This is a genomic window from Ensifer adhaerens (assembly GCF_000697965.2).
In the GTDB taxonomy this organism is placed as follows: domain Bacteria; phylum Pseudomonadota; class Alphaproteobacteria; order Rhizobiales; family Rhizobiaceae; genus Ensifer; species Ensifer adhaerens.
In genome coordinates, this window is the sequence record NZ_CP015880.1 from 2,055,299 (window position 1) to 2,079,851 (window position 24,553).

General features: G+C 63.8%; 24 protein-coding genes and 1 pseudogene. 15 read left to right on the forward strand and 10 right to left on the reverse strand.

Translation table 11 applies throughout. The annotated features are described in order from the left end of the window. Positions 1–13: 13 nt before the first annotated feature. A complete protein-coding gene (locus FA04_RS09905) occupies positions 14–2,320 on the reverse strand; it encodes a rhodanese-like domain-containing protein (protein WP_034793113.1) in 2,307 nt (768 codons plus the stop codon). 124 nt (positions 2,321–2,444) lie between these two features. Continuing rightward, positions 2,445–4,180 (reverse strand): annotated as a pseudogene (locus FA04_RS09910) (adenylate/guanylate cyclase domain-containing protein). A 246-nt stretch (positions 4,181–4,426) separates the two neighbouring features. Between FA04_RS09910 and FA04_RS09915 the strand changes: the two are divergent. Next, positions 4,427–5,350, forward strand: a complete 924-nt coding sequence (locus FA04_RS09915) for a bifunctional helix-turn-helix transcriptional regulator/GNAT family N-acetyltransferase (protein ID WP_034793110.1) — start codon at positions 4,427–4,429, stop codon at positions 5,348–5,350. A gap of 248 nt (positions 5,351–5,598) precedes the next feature. Continuing rightward, positions 5,599–5,955 (forward strand): response regulator, encoded by a 357-nt coding sequence (locus FA04_RS09920; protein ID WP_034793109.1) that lies wholly within the window; start codon positions 5,599–5,601, stop codon positions 5,953–5,955. A 119-nt stretch (positions 5,956–6,074) separates the two neighbouring features. Here the strand turns inward: FA04_RS09920 and FA04_RS09925 are convergent, their stop codons facing one another. The 3 genes from FA04_RS09925 to FA04_RS09940 form a co-directional block, all read right to left on the reverse strand. After that, entirely contained in the window at positions 6,075–6,683 is a 609-nt protein-coding gene (locus tag FA04_RS09925) for a histidine phosphatase family protein (RefSeq protein ID WP_034793105.1), read from the reverse strand. A gap of 652 nt (positions 6,684–7,335) precedes the next feature. Further along, on the reverse strand, positions 7,336–8,031 hold the full coding sequence (locus FA04_RS09935; RefSeq protein ID WP_034793099.1) for an SOS response-associated peptidase: 696 nt from the start codon (positions 8,029–8,031) through the stop codon (positions 7,336–7,338). Positions 8,032–8,123: 92 nt separating this feature from the next. Next, positions 8,124–9,527, reverse strand: a complete 1,404-nt coding sequence (locus FA04_RS09940) for a DUF1254 domain-containing protein (RefSeq protein WP_034793096.1) — start codon at positions 9,525–9,527, stop codon at positions 8,124–8,126. Positions 9,528–9,815: 288 nt separating this feature from the next. Here FA04_RS09940 and FA04_RS09945 point away from each other — a divergent pair, with 288 nt between their 5' ends. From FA04_RS09945 to FA04_RS09995, 12 genes are all read left to right on the forward strand, one after another. Then, positions 9,816–10,391 (forward strand): TetR/AcrR family transcriptional regulator, encoded by a 576-nt coding sequence (locus tag FA04_RS09945; protein WP_034793094.1) that lies wholly within the window; start codon positions 9,816–9,818, stop codon positions 10,389–10,391. Further along, entirely contained in the window at positions 10,388–11,353 is a 966-nt protein-coding gene (locus tag FA04_RS09950; protein ID WP_034793090.1) for a DMT family transporter, read from the forward strand. Before FA04_RS09945 ends, FA04_RS09950 begins: the two co-directional genes overlap by 4 nt. Positions 11,354–11,369: 16 nt before the next feature. Then, complete coding sequence (locus tag FA04_RS09955) at positions 11,370–12,311, forward strand: DMT family transporter (protein ID WP_034793088.1); 942 nt, start codon at positions 11,370–11,372, stop codon at positions 12,309–12,311. Between the two features lie 78 nt (positions 12,312–12,389). Further along, positions 12,390–13,121, forward strand: coding sequence for a hypothetical protein (locus FA04_RS09960; RefSeq protein WP_051659265.1), 732 nt, complete (start codon positions 12,390–12,392; stop codon positions 13,119–13,121). 30 nt (positions 13,122–13,151) lie between these two features. Continuing rightward, on the forward strand, positions 13,152–13,448 hold the full coding sequence (locus tag FA04_RS36785; protein ID WP_082566233.1) for a MafI2 family immunity protein: 297 nt from the start codon (positions 13,152–13,154) through the stop codon (positions 13,446–13,448). A 120-nt stretch (positions 13,449–13,568) separates the two neighbouring features. Then, complete coding sequence (locus FA04_RS09965) at positions 13,569–14,003, forward strand: RrF2 family transcriptional regulator (RefSeq protein ID WP_034793085.1); 435 nt, start codon at positions 13,569–13,571, stop codon at positions 14,001–14,003. Between the two features lie 164 nt (positions 14,004–14,167). Then, complete coding sequence (locus tag FA04_RS09970) at positions 14,168–15,052, forward strand: NAD(P)/FAD-dependent oxidoreductase (protein WP_034793082.1); 885 nt, start codon at positions 14,168–14,170, stop codon at positions 15,050–15,052. A 138-nt stretch (positions 15,053–15,190) separates the two neighbouring features. After that, positions 15,191–16,009, forward strand: coding sequence for an arginase family protein (locus FA04_RS09975; protein ID WP_051659264.1), 819 nt, complete (start codon positions 15,191–15,193; stop codon positions 16,007–16,009). Between the two features lie 137 nt (positions 16,010–16,146). Beyond that, positions 16,147–16,941 (forward strand): DUF1194 domain-containing protein, encoded by a 795-nt coding sequence (locus FA04_RS09980; protein ID WP_034793076.1) that lies wholly within the window; start codon positions 16,147–16,149, stop codon positions 16,939–16,941. Positions 16,942–17,020: 79 nt separating this feature from the next. After that, positions 17,021–17,545, forward strand: coding sequence for a MarR family winged helix-turn-helix transcriptional regulator (locus FA04_RS09985; RefSeq protein WP_034793072.1), 525 nt, complete (start codon positions 17,021–17,023; stop codon positions 17,543–17,545). Next, positions 17,542–18,336 (forward strand): DNA alkylation repair protein, encoded by a 795-nt coding sequence (locus FA04_RS09990; protein ID WP_034793069.1) that lies wholly within the window; start codon positions 17,542–17,544, stop codon positions 18,334–18,336. Before FA04_RS09985 ends, FA04_RS09990 begins: the two co-directional genes overlap by 4 nt. Before the next feature lie 48 nt (positions 18,337–18,384). Then, the gene (locus FA04_RS09995; RefSeq protein WP_034793040.1) at positions 18,385–18,726 is read left to right on the forward strand and encodes a DUF6616 family protein; all 342 of its coding nucleotides are present in this window, start codon (positions 18,385–18,387) and stop codon (positions 18,724–18,726) included. A 26-nt stretch (positions 18,727–18,752) separates the two neighbouring features. Here the strand turns inward: FA04_RS09995 and FA04_RS10000 are convergent, their stop codons facing one another. The 3 genes from FA04_RS10000 to FA04_RS10010 all read right to left on the reverse strand — a co-directional run bounded on the left by FA04_RS10000 (position 18,753) and on the right by FA04_RS10010 (position 22,785). Continuing rightward, on the reverse strand, positions 18,753–19,178 hold the full coding sequence (locus tag FA04_RS10000) for a GNAT family N-acetyltransferase (protein ID WP_034793009.1): 426 nt from the start codon (positions 19,176–19,178) through the stop codon (positions 18,753–18,755). A 198-nt stretch (positions 19,179–19,376) separates the two neighbouring features. Beyond that, on the reverse strand, positions 19,377–20,969 hold the full coding sequence (locus FA04_RS10005; RefSeq protein ID WP_082572751.1) for an arylsulfatase: 1,593 nt from the start codon (positions 20,967–20,969) through the stop codon (positions 19,377–19,379). A 151-nt stretch (positions 20,970–21,120) separates the two neighbouring features. After that, positions 21,121–22,785: an arylsulfatase gene (locus tag FA04_RS10010; RefSeq protein ID WP_034793006.1), complete on the reverse strand. Its 1,665-nt coding sequence runs from the start codon at positions 22,783–22,785 to the stop codon at positions 21,121–21,123. 317 nt (positions 22,786–23,102) lie between these two features. Between FA04_RS10010 and FA04_RS10015 the strand changes: the two genes are divergently transcribed. Further along, positions 23,103–23,573: a group III truncated hemoglobin gene (locus FA04_RS10015; protein ID WP_034793003.1), complete on the forward strand. Its 471-nt coding sequence runs from the start codon at positions 23,103–23,105 to the stop codon at positions 23,571–23,573. On the opposite strand, the gene FA04_RS10020 is transcribed toward FA04_RS10015, so the two are convergent. Further along, positions 23,531–23,794 carry an EamA family transporter gene (locus tag FA04_RS10020; RefSeq protein ID WP_034793000.1) on the reverse strand — a complete coding sequence of 88 codons (264 nt, stop codon included), beginning with the start codon at positions 23,792–23,794 and terminating at the stop codon, positions 23,531–23,533. The genes FA04_RS10015 and FA04_RS10020 overlap by 43 nt on opposite strands. A 27-nt stretch (positions 23,795–23,821) precedes the next feature. After that, a complete protein-coding gene (gene recX / locus FA04_RS10025) occupies positions 23,822–24,409 on the reverse strand; it encodes a recombination regulator RecX (protein ID WP_034792997.1) in 588 nt (195 codons plus the stop codon). Positions 24,410–24,553 lie beyond the last annotated feature (144 nt).

Here is a 24,553-nt window from a genome sequence, read left to right on the forward strand (position 1 = left end):
ATCCCAGCCCGAACTACTTGCCGACCTCGATCACGAGCGGGTAGCCCTCGTCATCCCACTCCAGAAATCCGCCGGCGAAATAGTAGACGCGGGTGTAGCCCCAGGCGATCGCCTTGGCCGACGCATAGGCGGCATGGGTGCAGTTTCTGCCCTGACAATAGAAGGCGACCTCGTCTGCCTTTCCCACCACCTTGGCGAGGCTTTCCTTCGATAGCGCGGTCAGCAGCGACAGATTGACGGCCTTGGGGAGATGGCCAATGTCATAGGTGAGCGGCGCCCGCACATCGATGAAGGTGACGCCGCGCGCAAGCAGCGCTTTCACTTCCGCAACGTCGACCTTTATCGTTCGCTCGACGCTGAGCTCGCCCTTCAGCGTCATGAACTTGGCATAGTCGTCGAAGGCAAGGTCCGTGCCGGCCCCTTCCGGCAATCCGGCCTTGCGAAGTCCCTCCTGCAACCGCGCGATATAGGGCCGGTGGTAGCTGAAGGCGCTGCCATACCAGTCATAGGCGCTTTCCTGGACGGTGAGCGGATCTCCCAGCGAGGACGTCGCCAGTTTGTTGTACTGGTCGACCAGCCTCTGAATGTCGCCCGTGCGGCCGAGATGTCCGTAGCTCGAAGTCAGCGTGGCGTAATCCCCCAAGAGTTCGGAGCTTTTCTCGAGCACCCGCTCGTAGGTGGCGGCGGCCTCGTCGTATTTGCCTTGAGAAAACAGCGAGACGGCGAGCATGCGCAGCGTTGCCCGCGTCGGGTGAGGATCGAACCGCATCGCCAGGCGCGCCTCCTGTTCCGCCTCGGTCGCGCGTCCTGTCGCGTTGAGGATCCGCGCCATGCCGACATGGTTGTCGGGATCGTTGGGCGCAAGCGTCATCGCTCGGTCGATGGCGGCGAAGGCTTCGTCGTAACGCCCCTGCTGCGCAAGCACCTGCGCCGAGACGGCATAGGCAAGCGGCGTCGGCCTCTCCATGGCCTTTGCGAGATTTCTGGCGAGGTTCCTGGACGCGGCCTCCCTGCGGGAATAATCCCAGGAGAGGATGCTCGCCCGCCAGTTTGCTGCCGCCAGCGACGCGTAGGCGCGGCTATAGTGCGGGTCGAGCACGATCGCCTTCTGGAAAAATGCGGAAGCTGCGACCGTTTCCGCTTCGCTGTCGCGGCGAAGATGCTCCCAGCCGCGCAACAGGGTATCGTAGGCCTTCGGGTTCGTCGTTTCCGGCACCGCCGCCACGTTCTTTTCGGCACTCGTCAGCTTCACGGAGAGCGTCGAGACGATCTGTCCGATCACCTTGTCCTGCAGCCCGAACACGCCGCTCATTTCCCCATCATAGCGCTCGGCCCACAGGTGGTGCCCGTCGATCGCGTCGATCAATTGGGCATTGACCCGAACCTGGTTTCCCTCCCGACGGACGCTCCCTTCGAGGATATAGTGGACGCCCAGTTCCGCCCCCACCTGCTGCGCCTTGGTGGGCTTGCCCTTGTAGGCAAAGGTCGAGTTGCGCGCGATGACGAAGATGCCCGACAGTTTCGACAGTTCGGTGATCAGGTCGTCGGTCATGCCGTCGGCGAAGTAGCTTTGCGCTGAATCGGAGCTGAGATTTTCGAAAGGCAGCACCGCGATCGAGGGCGTCTGCGGCAGCGGCAAGGCGCTCCGCGCAACGGACGCGGGCTCGACGCTCTCGCGCCTCTGCACCAGCCACGTCGCGGCAAGGCCGGTCGCAACGATCACGGCCAGCGCAGCCGCAATGCGCCAGCCGCGAAGGGTCTCGAAGGTGAAGCGCCGACTCTTGAGATCTCCGTCGAACTGCACCCGGTAGACGCGGACGGGCCGCTGGATGTTCTTCACGTGATGCTCGCCAATGAACTCCAGCGGCAGTTCGAACTTGCCCTGCAGGTGGTCGAAGGCGGTGCCGGAGACGAACAGGCCCCCTGGCTCGCACATCTGCTCGAGGCGGGCTGCGACGTTGACGCCGTCGCCGAGCAGATCATCCCCCTCGACGACGACATCGCCGAGGTTGATGCCCATGCGCAGCAGCAGCCGATGCTCGCGCGGGATATCCGCCTGGCGCGCCGCAACCCTGTTTTGCGACGCGACCGCACAGGCGACGGCATCGACGACGGAGCCGAATTCGACGATCGCACCGTCGCCCATCAGTTTGACGATGCGGCCGTGGTAGTCCTGCATGAGGGGATCGAAGATGTCGCAACGCCACGCCTTGATGGCTGCGAGCGTACGGGCCTCGTCGGCCTCCATCAGCCGCGAGTAGCCGACAACGTCGACGGCAAGAATGGCCACCAGCCGCCGTTCTGCGCGAACTGCTTCCATAGCCACCTCTCCCGACGGTGCAGCAGGCTCCGCAATTGCGTTGTCAGGGGCGGAAACGCATCCTCCTCGCCTCCGGATCCGTGCTTGCGTCCACGCGCAGGCCTTGAGCGCGCGGGCCCGCTTTTCACCCCGCCCCCGCCTTCACCAGCCCCTCGCGCAGATGCTGCAGGTCCTCCTCCTGCGCATAGTGCATGGTCGCCAGAAAGGTCTCGATCTCGAAGCTCGGCGCCAGCGCCTTGACCTTGCCGATATGCGCGCCCGCCGCAATCGCATCACCGCGCCAGCCGTGGCAGGCGGCGACGAAGGCGTGCTGGGTCTCGTCCATCGAGGTCAGGTGCATGAAGGCCTCGATCGCCTCGCCATATCGGCGCGCGGCGAAATGCGCCTTGCCGAGGTGGCTCCAGAAGCGTTCCGGGTGGTGCGGGTTGAGGCGCATCGCCTTCAGGATCCATTCCGCTCCCTCCTCCGGCCGGCCGAGCCAGGTCAAGAGTTCGCCCTGCTGCACCACGACGAGGTCGTAATTGGGGTTGAGGAACAGCGCCCGCTCCTGGTGATAGCGCGCCGTCTCAGTTCGTTGGTGTTGACGTTGACGGCGGCAAGGATGCGATGCACGTCGGCGTCGTTGTCGTCGAGCGCAAGCGCCCGTTCGAGCTCGGCATTGACCTCGGCCCAGGTCGCCTCCTTGTCGGCACACCAGCCGTAGACCCAGGATTGCCCGAGGATGCAGGCCCGCCAGGCATGCGCGTGGGCATAGCCGGGATCGAGCGAAACGGCACGGTCGATCAACGCCTGCGCCTGCCTGTTGTCGTCGGCACTGCTGCGGTGATGCAGCACCTTGGCGGCAAGCGCACATTCATAGGCCGCCATGTTGGCCGGCTTGGTGCGCGAAAGCTGGTCGCGCTGGGCGGCCTCCAGCCGACCGGGCACGGTCGCGGCGATCGCCGCCGTCACCTCGTCCTGAATGGCGAAGATGTCGTCGAGCTGCCGGTCGTATTTGTCGGCCCAGATGTGTGCGTCGTTGACCGCGTCGATCAACTGGACGGTGACGCGCACCCGCTCGCCGATCTTGCGCACGCTGCCTTCCACCAGATATTGCGCCCCGAGGCTGGCAGCCACCTCGCGCACGTTGACCGACTGGTTCTTGTAGACGAAGGAGGAGTTGCGCGAGATGACGAAGAGCTCATGCCTTCGCGAAAGCTCGGTAATGATGTCCTCGGTCAGCCCGTCGGCGAAGAACTCCTGGTCGGGATCGCCGCTCATATTGTCGAAGGGCAAGACGACGATCGTCGGTTTGCAGACGCCCTTTTTCGCTTCGCTCCCTCCCGTCGAGGCCGGAAGGTCCAGACCCTCGAGACCGACGCGGTAGAGGCGCACCGGCCGGCTGATGTTCTTCAGCGTCTTCTCTCCGAGATCTTCGATCGGCAATTCCAGCCGGTCAGCCACTTGTGTCGCCACCGCCGCTGTCACGCAGATGCCACCGACCTCGGCCAGCTGCTCGGCGCGCGCGGCAATGTTGACGCCGTCGCCGAAGATGTCGTCGTCCTCGAAGATGATGTCGCCAAGATTGATGCCGATGCGGAATTCGATCCGCCGGTCCTCCGGCACATCGGAGTTCCGCCTCTTCATGCGCTGCTGGATCTCGACCGCGCATTTGACCGCATCGGTCACGCTCTGGAATTCCACCAGCAGCCCGTCGCCGGTGGTCTTGATCAGCCGCCCCTTGTTCTTGGCGATCGCGGGATCGATGAGCTCGATGCGGTGCGTGCGGAGCCGCGCAAGCGTGCCCGCTTCGTCGGCCTCCATCAGCCTGGAGTAGCCGGCCATATCGGCCGCCAGCACTGCGGCTAATCTCTGCTCCATGGGCTTGCCAAACACGTTGAAAAGCGGCCCGTTCCGGACTTCCGGACCTAAGAGATATCCGATCCGATATTATCGCAGCCTGAAACGATCTCCTACCTAAATTAGCAAATGCAAAAACCAAAAGGGGGCGCACATGCGCCGGCGCTCGGCAGCGGGCGGTCCCGCAGGCCTTGGCGCATTCCTGCTTGACAATACTTGCCTTAGGCAACTAATTATCTGATCAAGGCAAACTCATAAAGGCATCCCATGTCTCCGCAGCAAATCGATGACCGCGCCCAGACGGTGCGGCACTTCAACCGCTTTTACACCCGACTGATGGGCCTGCTGCACGAGCATCTGCTCGCCAGCGCCTTCTCGCTGACCGAAGTCCGCATTCTCTATGAGTTGGCGCATCGCTCCGGTCTGACGGCGAGCGACCTCTGCCGCGAACTCGGCCTCGATGCGGGATATCTCAGCCGCGTCATTACCGGCTTCGAGAAGAAGGGGCTGATCGAAAAGACCCGTTCGCCGGCCGACGGCCGGGTCACGCAACTCGAGCTGACGGACGCGGGGCGCGTGATCTTCCAGCCCCTGGAAGATGCATCACAGCGCGAAGTCGTCGCCATGCTGGAGAAGCTTTCGGTGCCGGAACAGAAGCAGCTGGTGGGCGCCATGGGCGAGATCGAAAGCCTGCTTGCCGAGGAGCGTACGCCGGGCTTCATCCTGCGCGATCCGCAGCCGGGCGACATGGGCTGGGTGATCCACCGGCAGGGCGCGCTCTATGCGCAGGAATATGGCTGGACCACCGCGTTCGAAGCGCTGGTCGCCGAGATCGTCGTCAAATACATGCACGACTACGATCCGAAGTCGGATCGATGCTGGATCGCCGAAAAAGACGGCAAGGTCGTCGGCTCGGTATTTCTCGTCCGCCACGATGAAACGACGGCGAAGCTGCGCCTGCTCTATGTCGAGCCCACCGCCCGGGGCCTCGGCATCGGCCGTCGGCTGGTCGAGGAATGCATGCGCCACGCCCGCCTTCTGGGCTACCACCGCATGATCCTGTGGACCAATGCCGGCCTCGACGCCGCCCGCCACATCTACGAGAAGGCCGGCTTCGCGCTGATCGAGGAAGAACAACACCACAGCTTCGGCAAGGATCTCACCGGCCAGATTTTCGCGCGGGACCTGTAGGAACGGCAGGCACGCCATCCGCTTGAAGATCGAGAAGGCCATTAAGAGGCGTCTTCTGCTGGCCTTGCAGGAAAGCGGCGGTCCGTCGGTCACGCCCCCGACGACGGCGGGCTTCGGCACCAGGCTTATCGAATTCTCCGTGAGAAGCGAATTGGGCGCGCGCGTGGAACTGAACTATGCACCAAAGGGTTTGGCAGCAGAGATCGCTACGCCCCTGTCACCGGTCTCCAAAGACAGAGACTGGTTTCATGTCCAAGTCCGTGCTTCTCGTCGAGGATGAGTTCCTGATCGCCATGGACCTTGAGCTGCTGCTGGAAAGGCACGGCTGGCATGTCTTGGGACCCGCCGCGACGGTAAAGCAGGCCCTGCAGCTCTTGCGAAGCGCCGAGCCGGCGGTGGCCATTCTGGACGTTACCCTGAAAGACGGCACCGTGACGCCGGTGGCGGAGGCGCTGCGGGCGCAGAGCGTGCCCTTCGTGCTTGCCAGCGCCTATGAAAAGCCGGAGCAGGTCGGCGGAGAGGTTCTGGCGGGGGTAGTCAATGTCGGCAAGCCGGCGGATACGCGGGCGTTGCTGAGCGCTCTGGAGCAGGTGATGCAAACGTGATGCTTGCGCAGTCCGCGTCTGCCTTTGGCCGATAGCCCTCCAACCGCGAAGAAACGTCGATCCACCGCGGCGGCCACTGGAAAAGCCCGGGAGCCGACCGAGGTGCCGCGCTGGTGCTTTCACTCGGTAGCGGACGCCAGTTGTCGGCCGGTCGATATGCCGGTGACGAGGCTGAACGTCCCTTCGCCGAGACGATAAAATCCATCCTGCGGCACCGGCAGCTCCAGCATTTCCCGCCTGGAGAGGCCGGCATAGACGCCGCGCAGCAACCGGCCGAACAGCCCATGGGAAATCGCGACCGTCGGCCGCCGGATATCCGCAAGCCAGCTTTCCGCCCGCGCACAGGCGGCATCGAAACTCTCCCCATCCGGCGAACGGAAATACCAGTCGAAGACATCGGAACCATCGAGTTTGCCCGGATACTCCATGTCGATCTCGAACTTGGTCATGCCATCCCAGCAGCCGACCGAAACCTCCATCAACCGCGCATCCTCGCGGCTCGCAAGCGGCAGCACCCGCTGCACCCTTTCGGCGGTTTCGCGGGTCCGTCCGAGCGGGCTGACATGCATCTCGAACGACGGCACCTCATCACCAATCTCGGCGCGAAGGAGGTTGGCGACAGCATCTGCCTGCTCGACGCCAAGCCTCGTCAGCGGCGAATCCAGCTGCCCCTGGAACCGACCGAGCGTGTTCCAGACGGTTTCGCCATGGCGGAGAAGATAGAACAAGAGCTGGCCTTTCCATGAGCCTGTGGCTGGCGCAGGCAGCTAGATCAGGTCGCCAAGACAATGTCGAGCACTGAGCTTGCGCTCCCGTCAGGCGATACGACGCTTTTCCAGGCCACCCCTCTCGCACAACACAAAGGATCGTGTTCAGTTTCAGCCGCAATCAAGGAAGGCATCGATGTCACAACGGTACATATGGACGTTAGCTGCTCACATTGGGCGCAAGCTCCAGCGTGCCTCTTCCGGCGTCCGCTGAGCCGGAAATAGCGGCGAACTGTGCGCTTCTCCGCCATGAAGACGTCGCGGGTATCGCTGCTACGGTCTATCGATATGAGCGACAGATCCAAAAGGACTATAATGTCCGTGTCGAAATGTGGATTTCCAAGGAAACCGGGTTGCCGCTAAAATCCCATTTCAGGGCGCTGCCTCTCGATAACATCTCTGAGCGCCGTCTGACCTACACCTACGGCGATGACGTAAAGGCACCGATTTGAGGCGGCAAAGCTGCAGCGGGAGGATCGTGAAGGTTGCCAAAACAATCGTTCACGATATCGCCTTTATCATCATCGCGTACATCGTGTTTCAGATGGTTATGGCACTTGCGATCGTGCCGTCATTGCTTTGGGCTCAATGGACGAAGTGAAGCGCTTCCCCTTCAATCCACCGGATCCAAGATATCCGGCGTATCGTTCTTCGGCGAGCCGACCTTGCTGCCGATCTTCCACATCGTCATGAGCTCAGGCGGAAACGGCTTCATCAGGTCAGGGGCTTCCGGCTCCGGCGAAAGCCAGCGCTCGTAATCGTCGGGATGCAGGATGACAGGCATGCGGTCGTGGATGTCGGCCATCATCGCGTTGGCGTCGGTGGTGACGATCGCAAAGGTGCGGATATCCTCGTCGGTATCGGGGTTCCGCCAGCTCTCCCAGATGCCGGCAAGGCAGAACGGCTCGCCCGTTTTCATGGCGATTGCATAGGGCTGCTTGTCCTTGCCGGTCCCGTGAATGTCCTTCCATTCGAAGAAACCGTCGATCGGCACCAGGCAGCGCCGGCGCTGGTAGGACGAGCGGAACTTGCTGGCGATCGTGTCGGAACGCACGTTGACGAGCGGCCTGCCCGCCTTCGGATCCTTCGTCCAGCTCGGGATCAAGCCCCAGCGGGCCGAGACGAAGACCGGCCCGAAGAGATCGGGATCGCGGATCACGTCGCGGATGATGATCGGATAGGTGAGCGTCGGCGCTCCGTTATAGCGCGGAAACTGGTTGGCGATCGTCTCGACGCCGCCACGCTCGGCAAAGCCGAAGGCGCGCAGCACCCCCTCCAGATTGGTCTTCAGATAGACGCGTCCGCACATGGTGGCTCCTTCCGCCCGCGGCTGCATGCATAGCTATGGCTCCGCCGGAATGCGTCAACACCGTCACTTTGCAAGTACGGCATTTGCAAGCGCTACGGCATCTTCTCCACGTCGGGCAGCTTCCAGCTTTTCTCGAACAGCGGCTTTTCCGGGCCGTAGAGCCTGAAAAGCAGTTCGAACTTGCGGGCAGGGTCGACGGGCACGAAGTTCGCCTCCTTGCCCGCAGGCGCCTTGGCGCCGAAATAGACGTCGACCGAGCCGTCGGCATTTTTCTTCACCCCCTCGCCGATCGAGGCGACGCTCGCCTTGTCCATGTTGCGGATCAGCGCATGGGTCTCGCGGTCGTAGGCGGTCACCGACCAGTACTGCTCGACCGGCGCATCCTTCGGCACGACGAGGCGGTAGTTAGCGCCGCCGTCGAACGGATTGCCGTCCTTGTCCTTGTTGGCCATCAGGTAGAACTGCGCCGTGCCCAGCCGCTTGATGCCGGTGAAGCCGAGCGTATAGGTCACGCCTCGGGCATCGACCGGATAGAGACCGGGATCGGCATAGGCCTCCGAGGCGGCCTTCACCATGTCCGGCAACCCGGCGGGGAACCAGCGGATGCCCTCGTTGATGACAGGAAAGCCGGCGTCATAGCGCGCCGAAAGCTCGGCTCTGGCTTCGGCCGCCGCCTTGTCGAGCAGCGCCTTGGTTTCGGCGCTTGGCTGGAAGGGCTTGCCCTTCTCGATGCCGAGCGTCTTCAGCTGGTCGATCATCGCCCGGTCGCGCTCGAGCCACGGCTCGGTCTGGACGACCCGGTTCAGATTGTCGAAGAAGCTGGCGTCGAAGCGGATGGTGCTGTCGAACAGCACGTCATAGGCGTCGGTAAAGACCGTTTCCGGCGGCTTGTCGGTCACCGGCATCGGGTAGATCTTGATCTTCTTGCCATAGGCGACCGACTTTTCGATATCGGCGTCGGCATGGCTCTTCAGGTTGGAACGCAGCAGAGCAAATCCGGTGAAGGTGTCCGAGCGAAGCGGAATGAAGCCCTCCGGCACCTCGCCCATGTAATCCGGCGGCAGGATCAGGTACTTGCCGCCCTTGCCCTCGTCGGCGCCATGCGGGCCGGCATCTTCGAGCGGCATCTGCCAGGCGTTGACGATGTTGCCGGCGATCGATCCGCCCTCGGCCGGTGGGATCTCGATGACGATGGGCCCTTCCTTCACGTTCCAGAAGGACATGAAATAGATCGAATCCGGGTTCGGCGTCAGCGTCTGGTTCTTCCAGTTGACCGGGCGAGACCAGTAGACGACTTCGTTGGCCCTGGCCTTCGTCGTCGAAAGCATCGTCTGCAGCATCAGGTCGGCATTGACCGCCGGCATGCCCCAGATCACCGCCTCCGTCGCCCGGCGGGCGATCGCGCGGTCCCGGAGTTCGGCCGGCAACATATCCTGCGCCGCGACGTTCGTCGCGCCGGCCAGAAGCACCACCCCTGTGAGTATAAATCGCAGCATGCCGAATCTCCCTCATACGCCGCGGCCGGCGGCCTTGAAATCTCTCGACCGCCGCTGCCTCGCAAACTCCATTGCGGGCCACCAATGCGAAATTTAGTGCGAATGCATGCCGAGCAGTAGACCCGTTGCGTGCGACGCGCGGAAGTACGTTACGGTTACAGCCGCAAACACAAACGGCGGCGATCGGCCGGCGCATCACCGCATCCTCATCCCCTTTGAAAAACACCGCGTCACTTGACATCGGACCAAAATAGGTAGATCGGTCTACCTAATAGATTGGAGAAAGCGATGAGCGACAAGGCGCCGGCGCGCGAGCGGCTTTTGAAGGCGGCAGCCGAACTGTTCTACCGGGATGGGGTCGGTGCCACGGGCATCGATGCGATCACCGCGCATGCGGGCGTCGCCAAGATGAGCCTCTACAACAACTTCTCGTCCAAGACCGATCTGGTGAACGCCTATATCGAGGCGCGCCACCGGGAATGGCAGGAGCTTTACCGCGAGCGCCTGGCTCATGCGGCAACGCCGAGAGATCGTGCGCTGGCGATCTTCGACAGCTATGTCGACCACGCTGAAATGGCCTATTCCTGGGGTTTCCGCGGCTGCGGGCTCCTGAATGCCGCAGCCGAGCTTTCGGTCGGCGATCCCGCCCGCGACATCGTCGCCTCGCAGAAGGACGAGGTGGAAACGCTCTTCAAGCAATATCTCGCCGAGATGAAGCCCGACGCGGGTGCCGCCATCGACGAGACGGCGGAGCACCTCTCCTTCCTGCTCGAAGGCGCGATGTCGCGTGCCGGACTCGACGGACATGACGCACGGCTGAAGACCGCGCGCCGGATCGCCATCTCGATCATGGACCAGCTATGACCTCCCGAAATTCCGCTTCTCTCGTCGGCTTTGCCTGCGTGCTCACCGCCTCCGCGCTCTGGGGCACGACCGGCACCACCGCCACCTTTGCTTCAGGGGTCAGCCCGCTTGGCATCGGCGCCGTCGCCATGGGCCTTGGCGGCCTGCTCTTGGCGCTGACGGCGCTGCATTCGATCGTCAAAAGCAGGGCGAAGATCGCCGCGCAGTGGCCGATGCTGATCCTCGGCTCGCTCTCGGTCGCGATCTATCCGCTTGCCTTCTACTCTTCCATGCATCTCGCCGGCGTCGCCATCGGCACCGTCATCTCCATCGGCTCGGCGCCACTCGCCGCTTCGCTGATCGAGCGCATCTTCGACGGTCAGAAGCTCACCACTCGCTGGTTGCTGGGTGCCGCCGCCGGCCTTGGCGGCGCCGTGCTTCTCACCTTTTCGGAAAGCCACGGCAGCGCCGGTGCTGCCGACGCGACGGCGGTCCTCTACGGCATCCTGCTCGGCCTGGTCTCCGGCCTGCTCTACGCGCTCTATTCCTGGGTGGCGCGGCGGCTGATGCAGGCGGGCATTCCGCCGCGTGCCGCCATGGGCTCGATCTTCGGTGTCGGCGGCACTCTGCTGTTGCCGGTGCTCGCCTTCACCGGCGCGCCGCTTTTAGCGTCGTCGACCAATGTCGCCGTCGGTATCTACATGGCGCTGGTGCCGGTGCTGGTCGCTTACGTGCTCTTCGCCTATGGCCTCGCCCGCGTGTCGGCCACCATGGCGACCACGCTGTCGCTGCTTGAACCGGTCATCGCCGCCGTGCTTGCCGTCGTCATCGTCGGCGAGCGCCTGCCGGCCGAGGGCTGGGCGGGCATCGGGCTGATCGTCGGCTCGCTCTTCATCCTCACCCTGCCGATGCCGGCCCGGCGCCGCCGCGCCGAACGCCCGCGATCCGCCGCCGCCATCGACGCGGCCCTCCCCAGCCGCTAGAGCCGGAACCCTTGATATGAGCGACGTCGCTGCGCTGCCTTCCCGCCGGCCAAACCGGATGTGGGCCGTCGTCATCCTGATCCTGCTCGAGGCCGCGCTGGTGATCTCCTGGAGCGCCGGCTTCGTCGGCATCCGCTTCGCCATCGATCACGCGCCGCTCTTCCTGATCCTCTTCTGGCGCAGCCTCGTCTCCGGTCTCATACTGCTGCCCTTCGCCCTGACGGTCGGGCCAAAGATCCGGTTGCAGGACGCCGTGCCGCAGATGCTCTTCGGCGCGCTTGCCATGTCCGGCTATCTCGCGGGCTTTGCGCTGGCGATTTCCTATGGCGTGCCCACTGGCCTCGTGGCGCTGATCACCGACATGCTGCCGCTTGCCGTCGCCATCCTCTCCTGGCCGGTCCTCGGCCAGGCCTTGACCGCCCGCCAATGGCTCGGCTCCTTCATCGGGCTGACCGGTGTCTTGATCGCCTCCGGCTGGTCGCTCGATATCGGCAACGTTCCGCTCTGGGCCTATGGCCTGCCAGTTCTCGGCACCCTGTCGCTGGCGCTGGCGACCCTGCTGCAGAAGCGCAGCCCGGCGGGCGCCATGCCGGTGCATCAAAGCCTCTCGATCCAGTGCCTGTCGGCGGCAGCGATCTTCGCGCTCTTTTCCTGGCATGAGGGCAGCGTTCTGCCGGTGCTCGATCCGGGCTTTGTCGGCGGTATCCTCTGGCTCGTTTTCGTCGCCACCTTCGGCGCCTGGAGCCTCTATTATCTGGCGCTGAAAAAATCCTCGCCCGCCCGCGTCACCGCCATCCTCTATTTGAGCCCGCCCGTGACGATGATCTGGGCCTTCGTCATGTTCGGCGAGCCTCTCTCCTGGGCCATGGCCGTCGGCCTCGCCGTCTCGCTCGTCGGCATCGTCATTGTCGCACGAGCACAGCAGCCGGCCGGCGGCCAAAGTCCGGCGCACGCCTAGGAAAGCCATCCACTGACCGCTTGCATCTTGTGGTGGTGTCTGCGACAGCTTCGCCAAAACCACCGGGGGACAGCGGCCATGAGCTTTTCCGAAGTCAAACCACGTCACGTGCTCTGCCTGCTCGGCGGAGAACGCCCCTTCTCCCACCTTTGCGAGATGATCCAGTCGGCGATCGACGATTTCGCCCTGGGTTTCGAGATCGACTATACGTTTTCCGAGGACGCGCCGGATGACCGCATGCCGATATCCTTCGAAGTCTGCCGGGATCGCGTCAAGAAGGGTGCCTGGACCGAAGCCGACGAAGAGGCCGTCAGCGACCATCGCTCGGTCATCTATGTGCTCGGCCCGCCGATGACGGCAGAGGATGCGGTCAAACATTCAGTCATCGCACTTCGGCTGGTCGCCCACACCCTCGATAACGGCATCGTCGCCGCCAAGGGCGAGAGCGCCGGCGTCGCCCACGGCGTTGAGAGGTGGAAAGAGCTTGCTCGCGACGCCGAAGGCCAAACAGGCGCTGCACTTGCCCGCCCCTGCCGCCTCGCCTTTGCCAAGCGGCCGATCGGCACCGACGAACATCTCTACAGCATCGGCTTCCATCTGGTCGGGATACCCGAAGTCTACGCGCCGAAAACCCTCTCCGACGACGAACTGGCCTTGAGCGCGTTGATCGACACCGTTGCCGACGAAGTCTTCAGCGACGGCGTCGAGACGGTGCTGAAGCACCGCGGCGCCCAATTGCTGCCCGTCGACGCCTATGACGAGGACGAGTTCAAGTACAATCCCTTTGGGGCCATCCATCTGGCGTCATAGATTCGAACCGCCCCAGCAATGAAGGTACTTATGCCAGCGTCAGATCGCGAGAAACGACTGCTCCTCAGCGTGCAACGCGCCTTGCTCGGAACAGTCCCGCCGACGATATCGGCCGTAACGTGCGGCTGGAACAACGACAATATCGTCCTCGAGTTCTTAGTAGACTCAGCTTTTGACGATGAAGATCGAGAACGTTGTGAAGTTGTTGCAACTGAGGTGGTCGCGGATTTCAGCTATGAAACGATAACGTCTGTCTTCACGGTACAAGCTTCCGGCGGACCGAAGACCCCAGTCGAAGAGCGGTGGTGGGCATACCGGCGATCTTAGCCGAATGCGCTGACAACAGGAGTGGCACCTCGTCAGGCAAGCCTCTGTCGCTTGGCACTTTTAGGCGTGAGCTAGAGGTACCGCTTGCATCGTACTTCGATTCGTAATAATTGAAGTTACATGAAAAAAGACAGCCGCCTTTCCTCCGTCCTGCACGCGCTCCTGCACATGGCCGAGCGCGGCGAGCCCTTGACCTCGGACGAGCTTGCCATGTGCATGCGCACCAATCCGGTGGTCGTTCGTCGCACCATGGGTTTCCTGCGCGATGCCGGCATCGTTTCCTCCGCCCGCGGCCATGCGGGCGGCTGGGCGATCACTGCCGATCTCAAGACCGTGACGCTCAGGCAGTTGCACGAAACACTCGGCGAACCCGCGATCTTTGCCATCGGCAACCGGCAGGAAATGCCGGAATGCCTCGTCGAACAGGCGGTCAACGCCGCCCTCGATACCGCCTTTGCGGAGGCCGAGGCGCTGCTGCTCGACCGCTTCGCCCACGTGACCCTTGCCGACCTAGCCGAGGACTTTGCCCGGCGGCACCGGCTCCGATCGCACTGACAGCAGCCGATCGATCCGTCCTGACGTGATCGATCCCGACACATCCGATTACACCGGGACCGCATAAGCGGTTTCCGGCCGGAACCCTATTGCCCAAAGCCCGGGTCGAGACACTGGTTCAAGAAACCGGTGGGCTGGCCTGCGCCCAACCGAAAGGAAGACCCATGCAACAGGACGTCATCATCATCGGCGGCAGTTATGCCGGCATGGCCGCCGCCCTCCAGCTCCTGCGCGCCCGCCGGCGCGTGACGATCATCGACGAGGGCATTCGCCGCAACCGTTTTGCCAGCCATTCCCATGGCTTCCTCGGTCAGGACGGCATCGACCCGTCAGAGATTGCCGCAACCGCGCGGGCGCAGCTCTCCAAATACCCCACGCTCACCTGGATCGACGGCCGTGCCGAGAAAGCCAGCGGCAAGCAGGATGCCTTCTTCGTTACCACCGCTGACGGCGCCTCCTTCGAAGGCCGGCGCCTGCTCTTTGCAACCGGCGTCAAGGACGGCCTGCCGCAGATCGAGGGGCTGACCGAGCGCTGGGGCAAGAGCGCCTTCCATTGCCCCTATTGCCACGGCTACGAGCTGAACCAGGGCGAGATCGCCGTCATCGCGGCAAGCCCCATGTCGATCCACCAGGCGCAGCTCATTCCGGAATGGGGCAAGGTGACCTTCTTCACCAATGGCGCCATCACCCTCGACGCCGAAGGCCGTGCCGATCTCGTCAGGCGCGGCGTGACCATCGACGAAACCCCGGTCGCACGGCTCGAAGGCCATGCCGACGTGGTGCTGACGGATGGCCGCCGCCTGCCCTTCGCAGGCCTTTTCGTCGCCACCCGCACCACGCCCTCATGCGACATCGCCGAGCGCTTCGGCTGCGAGATCGAGGAGACCCCGATGGGCCTGCAGATCCGGGCGACGGCCGCCAAGGAAACCACCATTCCCGGCGCCTATGCCTGCGGCGACGTCGGCCGCGTTCCCCACTCCGTCTCGCTTGCCGTCGGCGACGGCGCCTGGGCCGGCGCGCAACTGCACCGCTCGCTGGTGTTCGGATAGAAGGCACACCGAGCAGGGACGCTGGCATGAAGGAATACCGAACGGACGCAACCGCATTGCGCCGTTCGGCTTCCAGCCTTGCCAAATCGACGGCCTCTGTGCTTCGTTCGCTGCAAACGCGAGTTGGAGCCGCCATCGATGCCCATTGCCCTCACCTGCTTTCAGGGTCGCGCCGGCGATCACAACGACCTCGGCATTCCCGGCGCGAAGTCCGTTGCCGCCCATCTCGCCCGAAAACTCGGCCTCGAAACGGTCACGGTCGGAGATCCGGAACCGGCGCTGAACGGCCACTGGGCGGTCGAGCTCGAAGCCGCGATGCCGGCTCTGAAGCGCATGCGAGATCGCTTCGATGTGGTCTACGCCGAGGGATCGTTTTCGCTGGCAGCGACCAGCCGCTGTGCCGTCTCGCTCGCAACCCTGCCTGCCCTTGCGAGGCACCACGGCAATGCGGTCGTCGTCTGGTTCGACGCCCATGGCGACCTCAATACGCCTGAGGCCAGCAGCACCGGCTATCTCGGCGGGCTGGCGCTGTCCGGGCCCTGCGGCCTCTGGCAGTCCGGTCTGGGCGGCGGGCTTTCGATCGAAAATATCGTGCTCGTCGGCCAGCGCGACCTCGATCCCTTCGAGGCCGAACTCATCGAGGCGAAGCGCATTCCGCATATTCGTCCCGGTGCCAATCTCCCGCAAAGGCTGACCGAAGCCGTCGCCGGCCGACCGGTCTATATCCACCTCGACTGCGACGTGCTGAGCCCCGGCATCGTGCCCACCGACTACCAGCATGAAAACGGGCTGTCGCTCGATGACCTGCGTGCAGCCTGTGCTGTCCTTGCCGGGAGCGAAGTCGTCGGGCTTGAAATCGCCGAGTTTCAGAATGCTTGGGAGGAAGGCGGCGATCCGGTTTCGCCCGAACCGCTGATCGAGGCGCTGGAACCGCTTTTGCAGAAGCTGCGCCGCTGACCTGACCAGAGCCTGCCGGCAGGTTTGCCTAACCGCAGGGGGCTCAGCCGGCCAATCCATCGGCGGCGGACCCCCCATTGCGCTAGGTCGGTTTGGGCGTAGCATGGATATCCCGCTCGCCTTCGGTATCGGCCGCCATGAAGCTCGGATCGACCCTTCTTGCCTACGTCTGCCTTTTCTGCGGGAGTGCTTCCGCCGAACCGCTCCGGGTCGATCTCGAACTGGTGCTCGCCGTCGACGTTTCCTATTCCATGGAACTCGACGAGCAGCGGCTGCAGCGGCAGGGCTATGTCGCGGCCTTCCTGGAGCCCGCCCTCATCGAGGCGATCGAGAATGGTCCTGTCGGCCGCATCGCCGTCACCTATGTCGAATGGGGCGGCTCGGCGGTGCAGGCCACGCCCTGGACGCTGATCGACGGCCGCGGCACGGCCTCGCAATATTCCGAGCTGCTGCGGCGGCAGCCGATCCGGCGGATCGCCTTCACCTCGATCTCCAACACGCTGGCCTTCACCCGACGGCTGTTCGACTACAGCCCCTTTGAGGGCAGCCGCCGCGTCATCGACATCTCGGGCGACGGTCCCAACAATTCCGGCGTCCCCGCCCCTGTCGCCCGCAATTCCACCGTTGCCCGCGGCATCACCATCGACGGCCTGCCGATCATGCTGAAGACGCACGCCGCCTCGGACTCCGCCGCGATCCCCGATCTCGACGCCTATTACCGCGAATGCGTGATCGGCGGCGACGGCGCCTTTCTGGTGGAGGTGACGGACAGCGGCGAGTTCGCCCGCGCCATCCTGCGCAAGCTGATCATCGAAATCTCCGGCCTGGAGATAAGCCGCCTGTCGCCCGAAACGGTGCGCGCAGCCCGGTTCGGTGAGGGCTACAATTGCTTCATCGGCGAAGAAATGCAGGAGCGGATGATCGGGCGGTAGGGCAGGTCTGCCGCCCCATCCACAGCCGACAACGAAGAAGCCGTTGACTCTAATTAGGCGCCTTATTATCTGTCGCCTTATGACAATGCTGGAACAAAAACACCGGGCCATGTTGCAGGAAGCCGAGCGTCGTGCGGTCGCCGAGACCGGCAACATGCGCGCCTGCTTCGAACTGCTGGCGCTGTCAGGCGCGATCGACCGGGATTGCGCCACAAGACTGGCGCCCCACCGGCTTTCGGAAGGCAAGTTCGTTATCCTCTTCCTGCTCAACGATCAACCCGAGGGCCTGTCGCCGCACGAGCTTGCCGATCGCGCGGGCGTGACGCGCGCCACCATCACCGGGCTCCTCGACGGCCTGGAGCGCGATCGCTTCGTCGAGCGCCGCTCGGGCCTTAATGACCGGCGCAAGATCGCGGTAATGCTCACCGAAACCGGCCGCAGGACTGCCCGCGATCTGCTGGGCGAACACAGCGCCTGGATCGCCTCGCTGTTTGCCGGTTTCAGCGCCGATGAACACCAGACGTTCCACCGGCTGCTCAAGCGCATCTGGCAAAATCTGGAGACCGGCGCCACGCCCAAGAACACGCCGGAAACACAGACGTGAGCGAGAGCAAGACCAAGAAACGCGGCGCCAGCGGCATTGGCGCCGAGCGCCTGGCGCAGCTGAACGCCGGAGCGCAAGCCATCACCTTGACCGAATGCCTCGCGGTCGACTTCGCAGCGCTGATGGGCAACATCGTGCCCGGCATCGACGACGATGCCCTTGCCGAGATGACATCGGCCGCGTCGGCCGGCATCTCCCGGCGCATGCCGCTTGCCGCCCGGCTGATCGGAGAGCGCCTCGGCCCCTCGACTTTCGAGACGCTCAAGCAGCATTCCTCGGACACGGTGCGCGGCTGGGCCTGTTTCGTGGTGGCGGCCAGAGAAAACATGACCCTCGCCGAGCGGCTGGCCGCGATCCGGCCGCTGGCCGACGATAGCCATTTCGGTGTTCGCGAATGGGCCTGGATCGCCGTTCGCCCGCATCTCGCGGCCGATCTGGATCAAGCGATCGCCCTGCTGGCGGCAGAGTGGACATCAGATCCATCCGAGCGCATCCGCCGTTTCGCCTCGGAATCCATCCGCCCGCGCGGCGTCTGGTGCGCCCATCTCTCAGTGCTCAAGAAAGAACCCGAACGCGCGCTGCCCGTGCTCGAGCCGTTGCGCGCCGATCCCTCGCCTTACGTGCAGGATTCGGTCGGAAACTGGCTGAACGATGCGGCCAAGGATCGGCCCGAGTGGGTCCAGGCGCTGGCGGCACGCTGGTCCGCCGAAAGCTCAGGACCCGCGACATCGCGCATCTGTCGCCGCGCGCTTCGATCCATCCCCACCAGATCCAGTTCCGGAAACGCTTGAGAGCGCCCGGAATGGCATAACCTCAGACTGACAACAAGAAAGCAGACTATGCCTCACTACCTGACCGAACTTTACAGCGCCAAGCCGGCGTGGCTCGCCCTTCCCCGTCAGGGGCGCCAGCAGTTCCTGGCCGCGATCGGCTCCGCCATGCCGGGCCTGTCGGCGCTCGGCGTCGAGCTCATCACCTTCGGCAAGGTCGACCAGTCGAAGCTGCATGCGGCATCGCAGACCTTCTTCGCCGTCTGGCGCTGCCCGGACGCGACAGCACTCGAAGCCCTCGTCGCCGGCATCGCCCAATCCGGCTGGCACGAATATTTCGACACGATCAACGCCGCCGGCCGCGGCACCGACCTTGCCGGCCACCTCGCCGAGCTCGGCGCGGCCGCCTGAGCCCCCACGCTATCCACCCCCTCAGGTCACGATCGGCTTGGGGGGCTGTAGAAAACGATCTCCGGATCGTTCTCGTCGAGATTGTCGATGTAGCCGCTCGGCCGGAACCCGGCCTTGACCAACAGGTCCTGCATCGGACGGTTCGACATGTTGGTCGAGCTGAAGAGTTTCGCGCCCGACGACATGGATTGAAAGTGGGCGATCAGCGTCCCAGCCAGACCACGCCGGCGCCAGGACGTCCCCACCATCAGCATTTCGATGAAGGCCTGGCCAAAGAAGTGGCGGGTCAGCACGCCATAGGCGGCAGCCTCCCCCTCGATCTCGATGAGATGGCAGCAGCCCTGCTGGATCCAGTCGGCAATGTCGGCGCGTCGCTTCAGATCGTCGGCCGCAACGCTGTCGATCGCGCAAAGCGCCGGATGGTCGTCCTTGACCGCAGGTCGAATTCGCATGGTTCAGCTCCCGGCAGATTTGGCGGGAAACTAGGATGTGGTGTCGCTGGGCGCAATCGCGAAAGCGCTATCTCAACTGCCCCTCTCGCGGCGGCAAGACGAAGTCGCGACCGGACCTCACTGCGACGGCGCGGCGCCCGAAAATCCCCGCCGCGTCCACTGAAAATCCACGACGTCCCCTGTTCTGTACCGGATCGCTCACTGTCCAAGGCCGATGTTCTTCGCCGGGTATTTCTTGAAGGTGGCGGCATGCGCCTTCATCTCGGCCAGCATCGAGGCGAGGAAGGCATTCATCCGGTGGCCGACGGGATATTCCTCCTTCGGATCGATGTAGAGATTGAAGAGCCACGGGGCGAGGCCAACGTCGCTCACCGTCGTCATGTCGATGTTCAGCCACTGGGCCTTGGTTTCCACCACCTTCACGTGGATCTTGTACTCGTACATGCGCATCGCCATCAGGTTCTGCTCGTTCCAGACGAACACCTTCTCGCGGTTCGAACGGCCGTCGTCGGCAAGCAGGAACGAGGTCTGGTCGATGCCGTCGATGTAGCGGTCGACCGGCACCTTGTCTCTGATGCCGCCAAGGCTCAGCGACGTGTTGAAGAGGTCCATCAGGTCGAAGAGCTCGTCGCTTTCGCGGCCGGGCTTGATCATGCCCTTCCAGTAGGCGATCGCCGGGATGCGGATGCCGCCCTCCCAGGCCGATCCCTTGGCGCCGCGAAACGGCGTATAGCCGCTGTCCGGCCAGCTATCGAGCTGCGGGCCGTTGTCGGAGGTGACGAAGATGAAGGTATTGTCCAGGACGCCGGCCTGATCGAGCGCGTCGACGATCTCGCCGATATAGGCATCCACCTCCACCACGTCGTCCTTGTAGGGGTACTTGCTGCCGCTCTTGCCTTCGAAGGCCTTGGAGGCGAAATTGTCGGCGTGCACTTTCATGAAGCAGTGTTCGAGGAAGAACGGCGCCGTTCCCGACGCAAGCTCCTTGATCTTCTTCACCGTGAATTCCTTGAGCATCCGATCGCCTTCGGCCATCTTCTCGATGCTGTCGATCTCTTCGACTTGGCTGACTGGCCCGCCCTTTACCGCCTGTACCAGCGCCGTGCTCGATCCGGTCTTCCTCAGCATCGCCAGCCGCTCCGGGTTCAGCACCAGATCGGGGTAACGCCGCTTGTCGACCCCTTGGGTGATTTCCTTCTCGGCCTCGTAGAAGCCGTAGAACTCGTCAAACCCGACCTCGTGCGGCCGCATGCCTTCGCTTTCGCCCACATGCCACTTGCCCGAGAGCACGGTCTTGTACCCTGCCCCACCAAGCAGCGTCGGCAGGGAAACCTCGTCGGCCCAGGGGTTCTTGGTGATCTTGTCGCCGGCAAGGATCGGCCGCGTCAGGCCGGTGCGAACCGGCAACCGGCCCGTCAGGATCGCCGAGCGCGTCGGCGTGCAGGTGGGTTGCGAATAGGCCGAGGTGAGCCTCAGGCCCTCGCGCGCCAACCTGTCCATGTTGGGTGTCGCAGCGCCGATCGCAGCACCTCCGCCATAGGCGCCGGGGTCGCCATAGCCCATGTCATCAACCACGAGCCAGACGATGTTCGGCCTCTTGCCCAGCCTGGTATAAAGCGTATCGAGCTTCTGTTGCGCCGCGGACTGCTGGTCGGCATGGATCAGCGCTGGCTCCTGCGCCTCGCTCGTGCGTATGGCCTGAGTCATCACCGATTGTGCCGGCGCCACTGTCGGCAACGCCACCAGGATCGCCGTGTGTAGGGCAAGGGCACGCAGATTCCGCAGGCACATCGCACGCTCCTTTTTGCGATCGAACGCAAGGAATTACGCAAGGGATGCCGCCGGACCTTGATCCGCGGCAAGAGGTGGCGGCCTTTTTACAAGCCGCCGGCGCTTTGCGTCCCGCCGCCAGCGGTCGCCGGCGGCGGAGTCTTTCCGCTCTTTACCGCGGCGCCAGGCTTTCCAGTTCGCCCAGCCGCTTCATCGCTGCCTGCTGCGCAAGCCAGCCATAGTTGATGCCGCTGGCGTTCAGCGTGCTGCCGGCCTGGTACGGATAATCGTTGAAGTCGGCGAAGAACTCCTTGATCTTGCCCTGGATCGGCACCAGCAGCCACATGTTGCGGGCGAGGAACTCGATCGCCCCGCCGCCGTCTTCCATGCCGCGCTCGTAGGGGTCCATGCGCAGGTTGGCGATGACGGCCCAGCTCGGCACCTCACGGGTGGCCGTCGCGATGTTGCCGTGGCTCGCCTGGGCGAAGCTCAGCTTCCAGTCGTTCCAGCGGATAGCGTTGAGGTTGCCGCCCTGGTCGAAGTAGTAGACCGAGTCACGCGGCGGCTCCTTCGCCTCGCCCTTCAACAGCCCCGTCAGGTCGTAGCCGTCGAGATGCACCTTGAAGGTCTTCGACGTGCCCTTGAAGCCCTTCTTCATCTCTTCCTTGACGTCGGCGATGCCGGCGGCGGTCGCAAAGGTCGGCAGCCAGTCCATCAGCGTCACCGGGTCGTTGATCTGCGTGCCCGGCTTTACCACGCCCGGCCAACGCACCATCATCGGAATGCGGAAACCGCCTTCCCAGGTCGTGCCTTTCTCGCCGTGGAACATCGTCTGCGCGCCGTCCGGCCACAGCGCCAGTTCCGCGCCGTTGTCGGTGGTGTAGAGCACGATGGTGTTCTCGGCGATGCCGAGATCGTCGAGCTGTTTCAGGAGCTGGCCGACGTGACCGTCATGCTCCACCATGCCGTCGGCATGGATGCCCTTGCCGGTCTTGCCGAGCGAGTCCGGCTTCAGGTGGGTGAAGACATGCATGCGGGTCGAGTTGAACCAGCAGAAGAACGGTTTGTCGGCCTTCACCTGCCGGTCGATGTAATCCTTGGCAGCCGTCAGGAATTCCTCGTCGATCGTTTCCATGCGCTTGGTGTTGAGCGCGCCGGTGTCCTCGATCTTGCCGTCGGCGCTCGACTTGATGACGCCGCGCGGGCCGAACTTCTTCTTGAACTCCGGGTCCTTCGGATAGAAGTAGCCTTCCGGCTCCTCCTCGGCGTTGAGGTGGTAGAGGTTGCCGAAGAACTCGTCGAAGCCGTGTGCGGTCGGCAGATGCTCGTCGCGGTCGCCGAGGTGGTTCTTGCCGAACTGGCCGGTCGAATACCCCTTGGTCTTCAACACGTCGGCGATTGTCGGCATCCAGTCCTGGATGCCGTGCGGGTCGCCCGGCATGCCGATCGTCAAGAGCCCGGTGCGGAAAGGCTCCTGGCCGAGGATGAAGGAGGCGCGGCCCGCCGTACAACTGTTCTGGCCGTAGCTGTCGGTAAAGATCGCGCCTTCGGCGGCGATCCGGTCGATGTTGGGCGTGCGATAGCCCATCAGCCCCATCGTGTAGGCGCTGATCTGCGGAATGCCGATATCGTCGCCGAAGATGACGAGGATGTTTGGCGGCTTGCCGCTCGCCGAAGAAGAGGATTGCGCCTTGGCAGGGCTTACCGAAGCAGCGCCTGCCACCAGCGACGCGGCTGCAAAAATTGTTCCACTTAGAAGGAGATCGCGGCGGCTGACATCCGTTACCCCATTCTCGGCCATCGCTGGCGCAGCCTTGTTATCGTCATGCATGCTCATCGTACTCTCCTAGTTAAGGCGATCGGAAATGCACTGCTGTCGAGGACCGGGCGGATGATGCGCGTGCGGGGGTGGGTGTCCAAGTACGTAACAGTTACGACGTGCCGGCTCGCAACCGTTACTGCGACGCGCGACGCGGGCAATCCGTTGCAAGCCCGGGTAGAACAGCACTGGCAAAACTCACCCAGCGTAACCTCTGACAGATTGACGCAATCGCCCATTCGGCCTCTGGCGCGACGCCCCCGCATGCCTATATGCAAGACGCCAAAGATAAGGGCCTGGGCCTGAGACATGGGCATTGAGACAGGGACATCGGGATGGACGACAACGACTTGCAGGGCCGCGCCGCTCATGTCGCAGCAATCCGCGAACGAGCGGAAGCCGAGATGAAGGCGATCGGCATCGATGCGGCCTTCATCGATCGTCTCGTCGAGACCTTCTACGCCCGCGTGCTCGCCCATCCCGAACTCGGCCCCGTCTTCGACGCCAGGCTTTCCGGCCGCTGGCCGGAGCACATGGACAAGATGAAGAGCTTCTGGTCGGCCGTCGCCTTCCGCAACGGCGCCTATGGCGGCAAGCCGGTGCAGGCGCATGTCGGCGTCGCCAACATGACGCCGGATCTCTTTCCGAAATGGCTTGATCTCTTTTCCACGACGCTCGACGACATCGCCCCGAACGGCGAGGCCAAGGCCTGGTTCATGGCCACGGCCGAACGCATCGCCCGCAGCCTGACGCTTTCGCTATTCTACAATCCGGCGATGGACGATCCGGCGCTGAAGCGCGGGTAATTGCCGAGGCCTTTACGCCCGATGCCGAAGACGGGCGTCAGGGTCAGGAACAGCGCAGCCGTGCTCACCGGCAGGCGCTTGAGGCCGATCAGGTAGAGCCAGAAGGCGAGCGCGTACTGGACGATGCCGGAGATCAGGGCGAGCGCCAGCATGCCCGCCCCCGCGGCGGCAAGGTCCTTGCCGATCGCCTGAGGCCTGACCCAGGCGAACAGGAAGACCAATCAGACAACACGACCTGCCCCCTTGGGTCAGAGCGAGCGGCCTGCAAACAAAATGTCCTCGGCCTCGTCGACCGACATCGCAAAGACCCGCTTGCCCAGTTCGAAGCTGAAGCCGCCCCGGGCAAAGGCGGAGAGCTCCTTGGCCGTACGCTTCTCGTCGAGCGCCGCCTTGCGGAACGGCCCGAAGGCGCGCTTTCGCGCCAAGACGACGGCCGCATAGAGATCGTCGGCTTCCGCCACCGCCGCAGCGACGGCGTCCCGTGCAACGCCCTTTTCCGACAGCTTCTGGGCGATCGCCCGCTTCGACTTGCCGCCGCGCATGGCCGAGCGGGTCTTGATCTCGGCATAAGCTTTGTCGTTGAGCGCGCCATTGTCATAGGCAAAGGTCACGGCGGCAGCCGCCAGCAGCTCCACCTGGTTCACGCTGATATCCTCGAACTTCTCCCGCGCCTTGCGCGAGATGGCGTCGAAGAGCTGCTTTTCCGTCAGCATCTGCCGCGCCAGCCGATAGGCCGCTGAATTGCGCGCCCAGGCATACATGCGCGGCGTCGGTTGATCGGATTGCGCTTGATCGTCGATGAGGTCCAAGCCTGCCCTGCCCTCGAATTGAACCATTGATGGCACCAGTCGATCCGCAGGATGGGATAGACGTCGCCCCAAGATGCGAAATGACCTGACTCTCCGCGACAAGGCAATTGCGCACCCGAGCCCACGACATGTTTTCCCGGCCTTGTTCCGCCGGCATGAGGGCGGCAGGCG

Coding starts and splice junctions, on each gene's coding strand:
- FA04_RS09905 (WP_034793113.1), bottom strand. CDS start 2,320: ATGGAAGCAGTTCGCGCAGAACGGCGGCTGGTGGCCATTCTTGCCGTC.
- FA04_RS09915 (WP_034793110.1), top strand. CDS start 4,427: ATGTCTCCGCAGCAAATCGATGACCGCGCCCAGACGGTGCGGCACTTC.
- FA04_RS09920 (WP_034793109.1), top strand. CDS start 5,599: ATGTCCAAGTCCGTGCTTCTCGTCGAGGATGAGTTCCTGATCGCCATG.
- FA04_RS09935 (WP_034793099.1), bottom strand. CDS start 8,031: ATGTGCGGACGCGTCTATCTGAAGACCAATCTGGAGGGGGTGCTGCGC.
- FA04_RS09940 (WP_034793096.1), bottom strand. CDS start 9,527: ATGCTGCGATTTATACTCACAGGGGTGGTGCTTCTGGCCGGCGCGACG.
- FA04_RS09945 (WP_034793094.1), top strand. CDS start 9,816: ATGAGCGACAAGGCGCCGGCGCGCGAGCGGCTTTTGAAGGCGGCAGCC.
- FA04_RS09950 (WP_034793090.1), top strand. CDS start 10,388: ATGACCTCCCGAAATTCCGCTTCTCTCGTCGGCTTTGCCTGCGTGCTC.
- FA04_RS09955 (WP_034793088.1), top strand. CDS start 11,370: ATGAGCGACGTCGCTGCGCTGCCTTCCCGCCGGCCAAACCGGATGTGG.
- FA04_RS09960 (WP_051659265.1), top strand. CDS start 12,390: ATGAGCTTTTCCGAAGTCAAACCACGTCACGTGCTCTGCCTGCTCGGC.
- FA04_RS36785 (WP_082566233.1), top strand. CDS start 13,152: ATGCCAGCGTCAGATCGCGAGAAACGACTGCTCCTCAGCGTGCAACGC.
- FA04_RS09965 (WP_034793085.1), top strand. CDS start 13,569: ATGAAAAAAGACAGCCGCCTTTCCTCCGTCCTGCACGCGCTCCTGCAC.
- FA04_RS09970 (WP_034793082.1), top strand. CDS start 14,168: ATGCAACAGGACGTCATCATCATCGGCGGCAGTTATGCCGGCATGGCC.
- FA04_RS09975 (WP_051659264.1), top strand. CDS start 15,191: ATGCCCATTGCCCTCACCTGCTTTCAGGGTCGCGCCGGCGATCACAAC.
- FA04_RS09980 (WP_034793076.1), top strand. CDS start 16,147: ATGAAGCTCGGATCGACCCTTCTTGCCTACGTCTGCCTTTTCTGCGGG.
- FA04_RS09985 (WP_034793072.1), top strand. CDS start 17,021: ATGACAATGCTGGAACAAAAACACCGGGCCATGTTGCAGGAAGCCGAG.
- FA04_RS09995 (WP_034793040.1), top strand. CDS start 18,385: ATGCCTCACTACCTGACCGAACTTTACAGCGCCAAGCCGGCGTGGCTC.
- FA04_RS10000 (WP_034793009.1), bottom strand. CDS start 19,178: ATGCGAATTCGACCTGCGGTCAAGGACGACCATCCGGCGCTTTGCGCG.
- FA04_RS10005 (WP_082572751.1), bottom strand. CDS start 20,969: ATGTGCCTGCGGAATCTGCGTGCCCTTGCCCTACACACGGCGATCCTG.
- FA04_RS10010 (WP_034793006.1), bottom strand. CDS start 22,785: ATGAGCATGCATGACGATAACAAGGCTGCGCCAGCGATGGCCGAGAAT.
- FA04_RS10015 (WP_034793003.1), top strand. CDS start 23,103: ATGGACGACAACGACTTGCAGGGCCGCGCCGCTCATGTCGCAGCAATC.
- recX (WP_034792997.1), bottom strand. CDS start 24,409: ATGGTTCAATTCGAGGGCAGGGCAGGCTTGGACCTCATCGACGATCAA.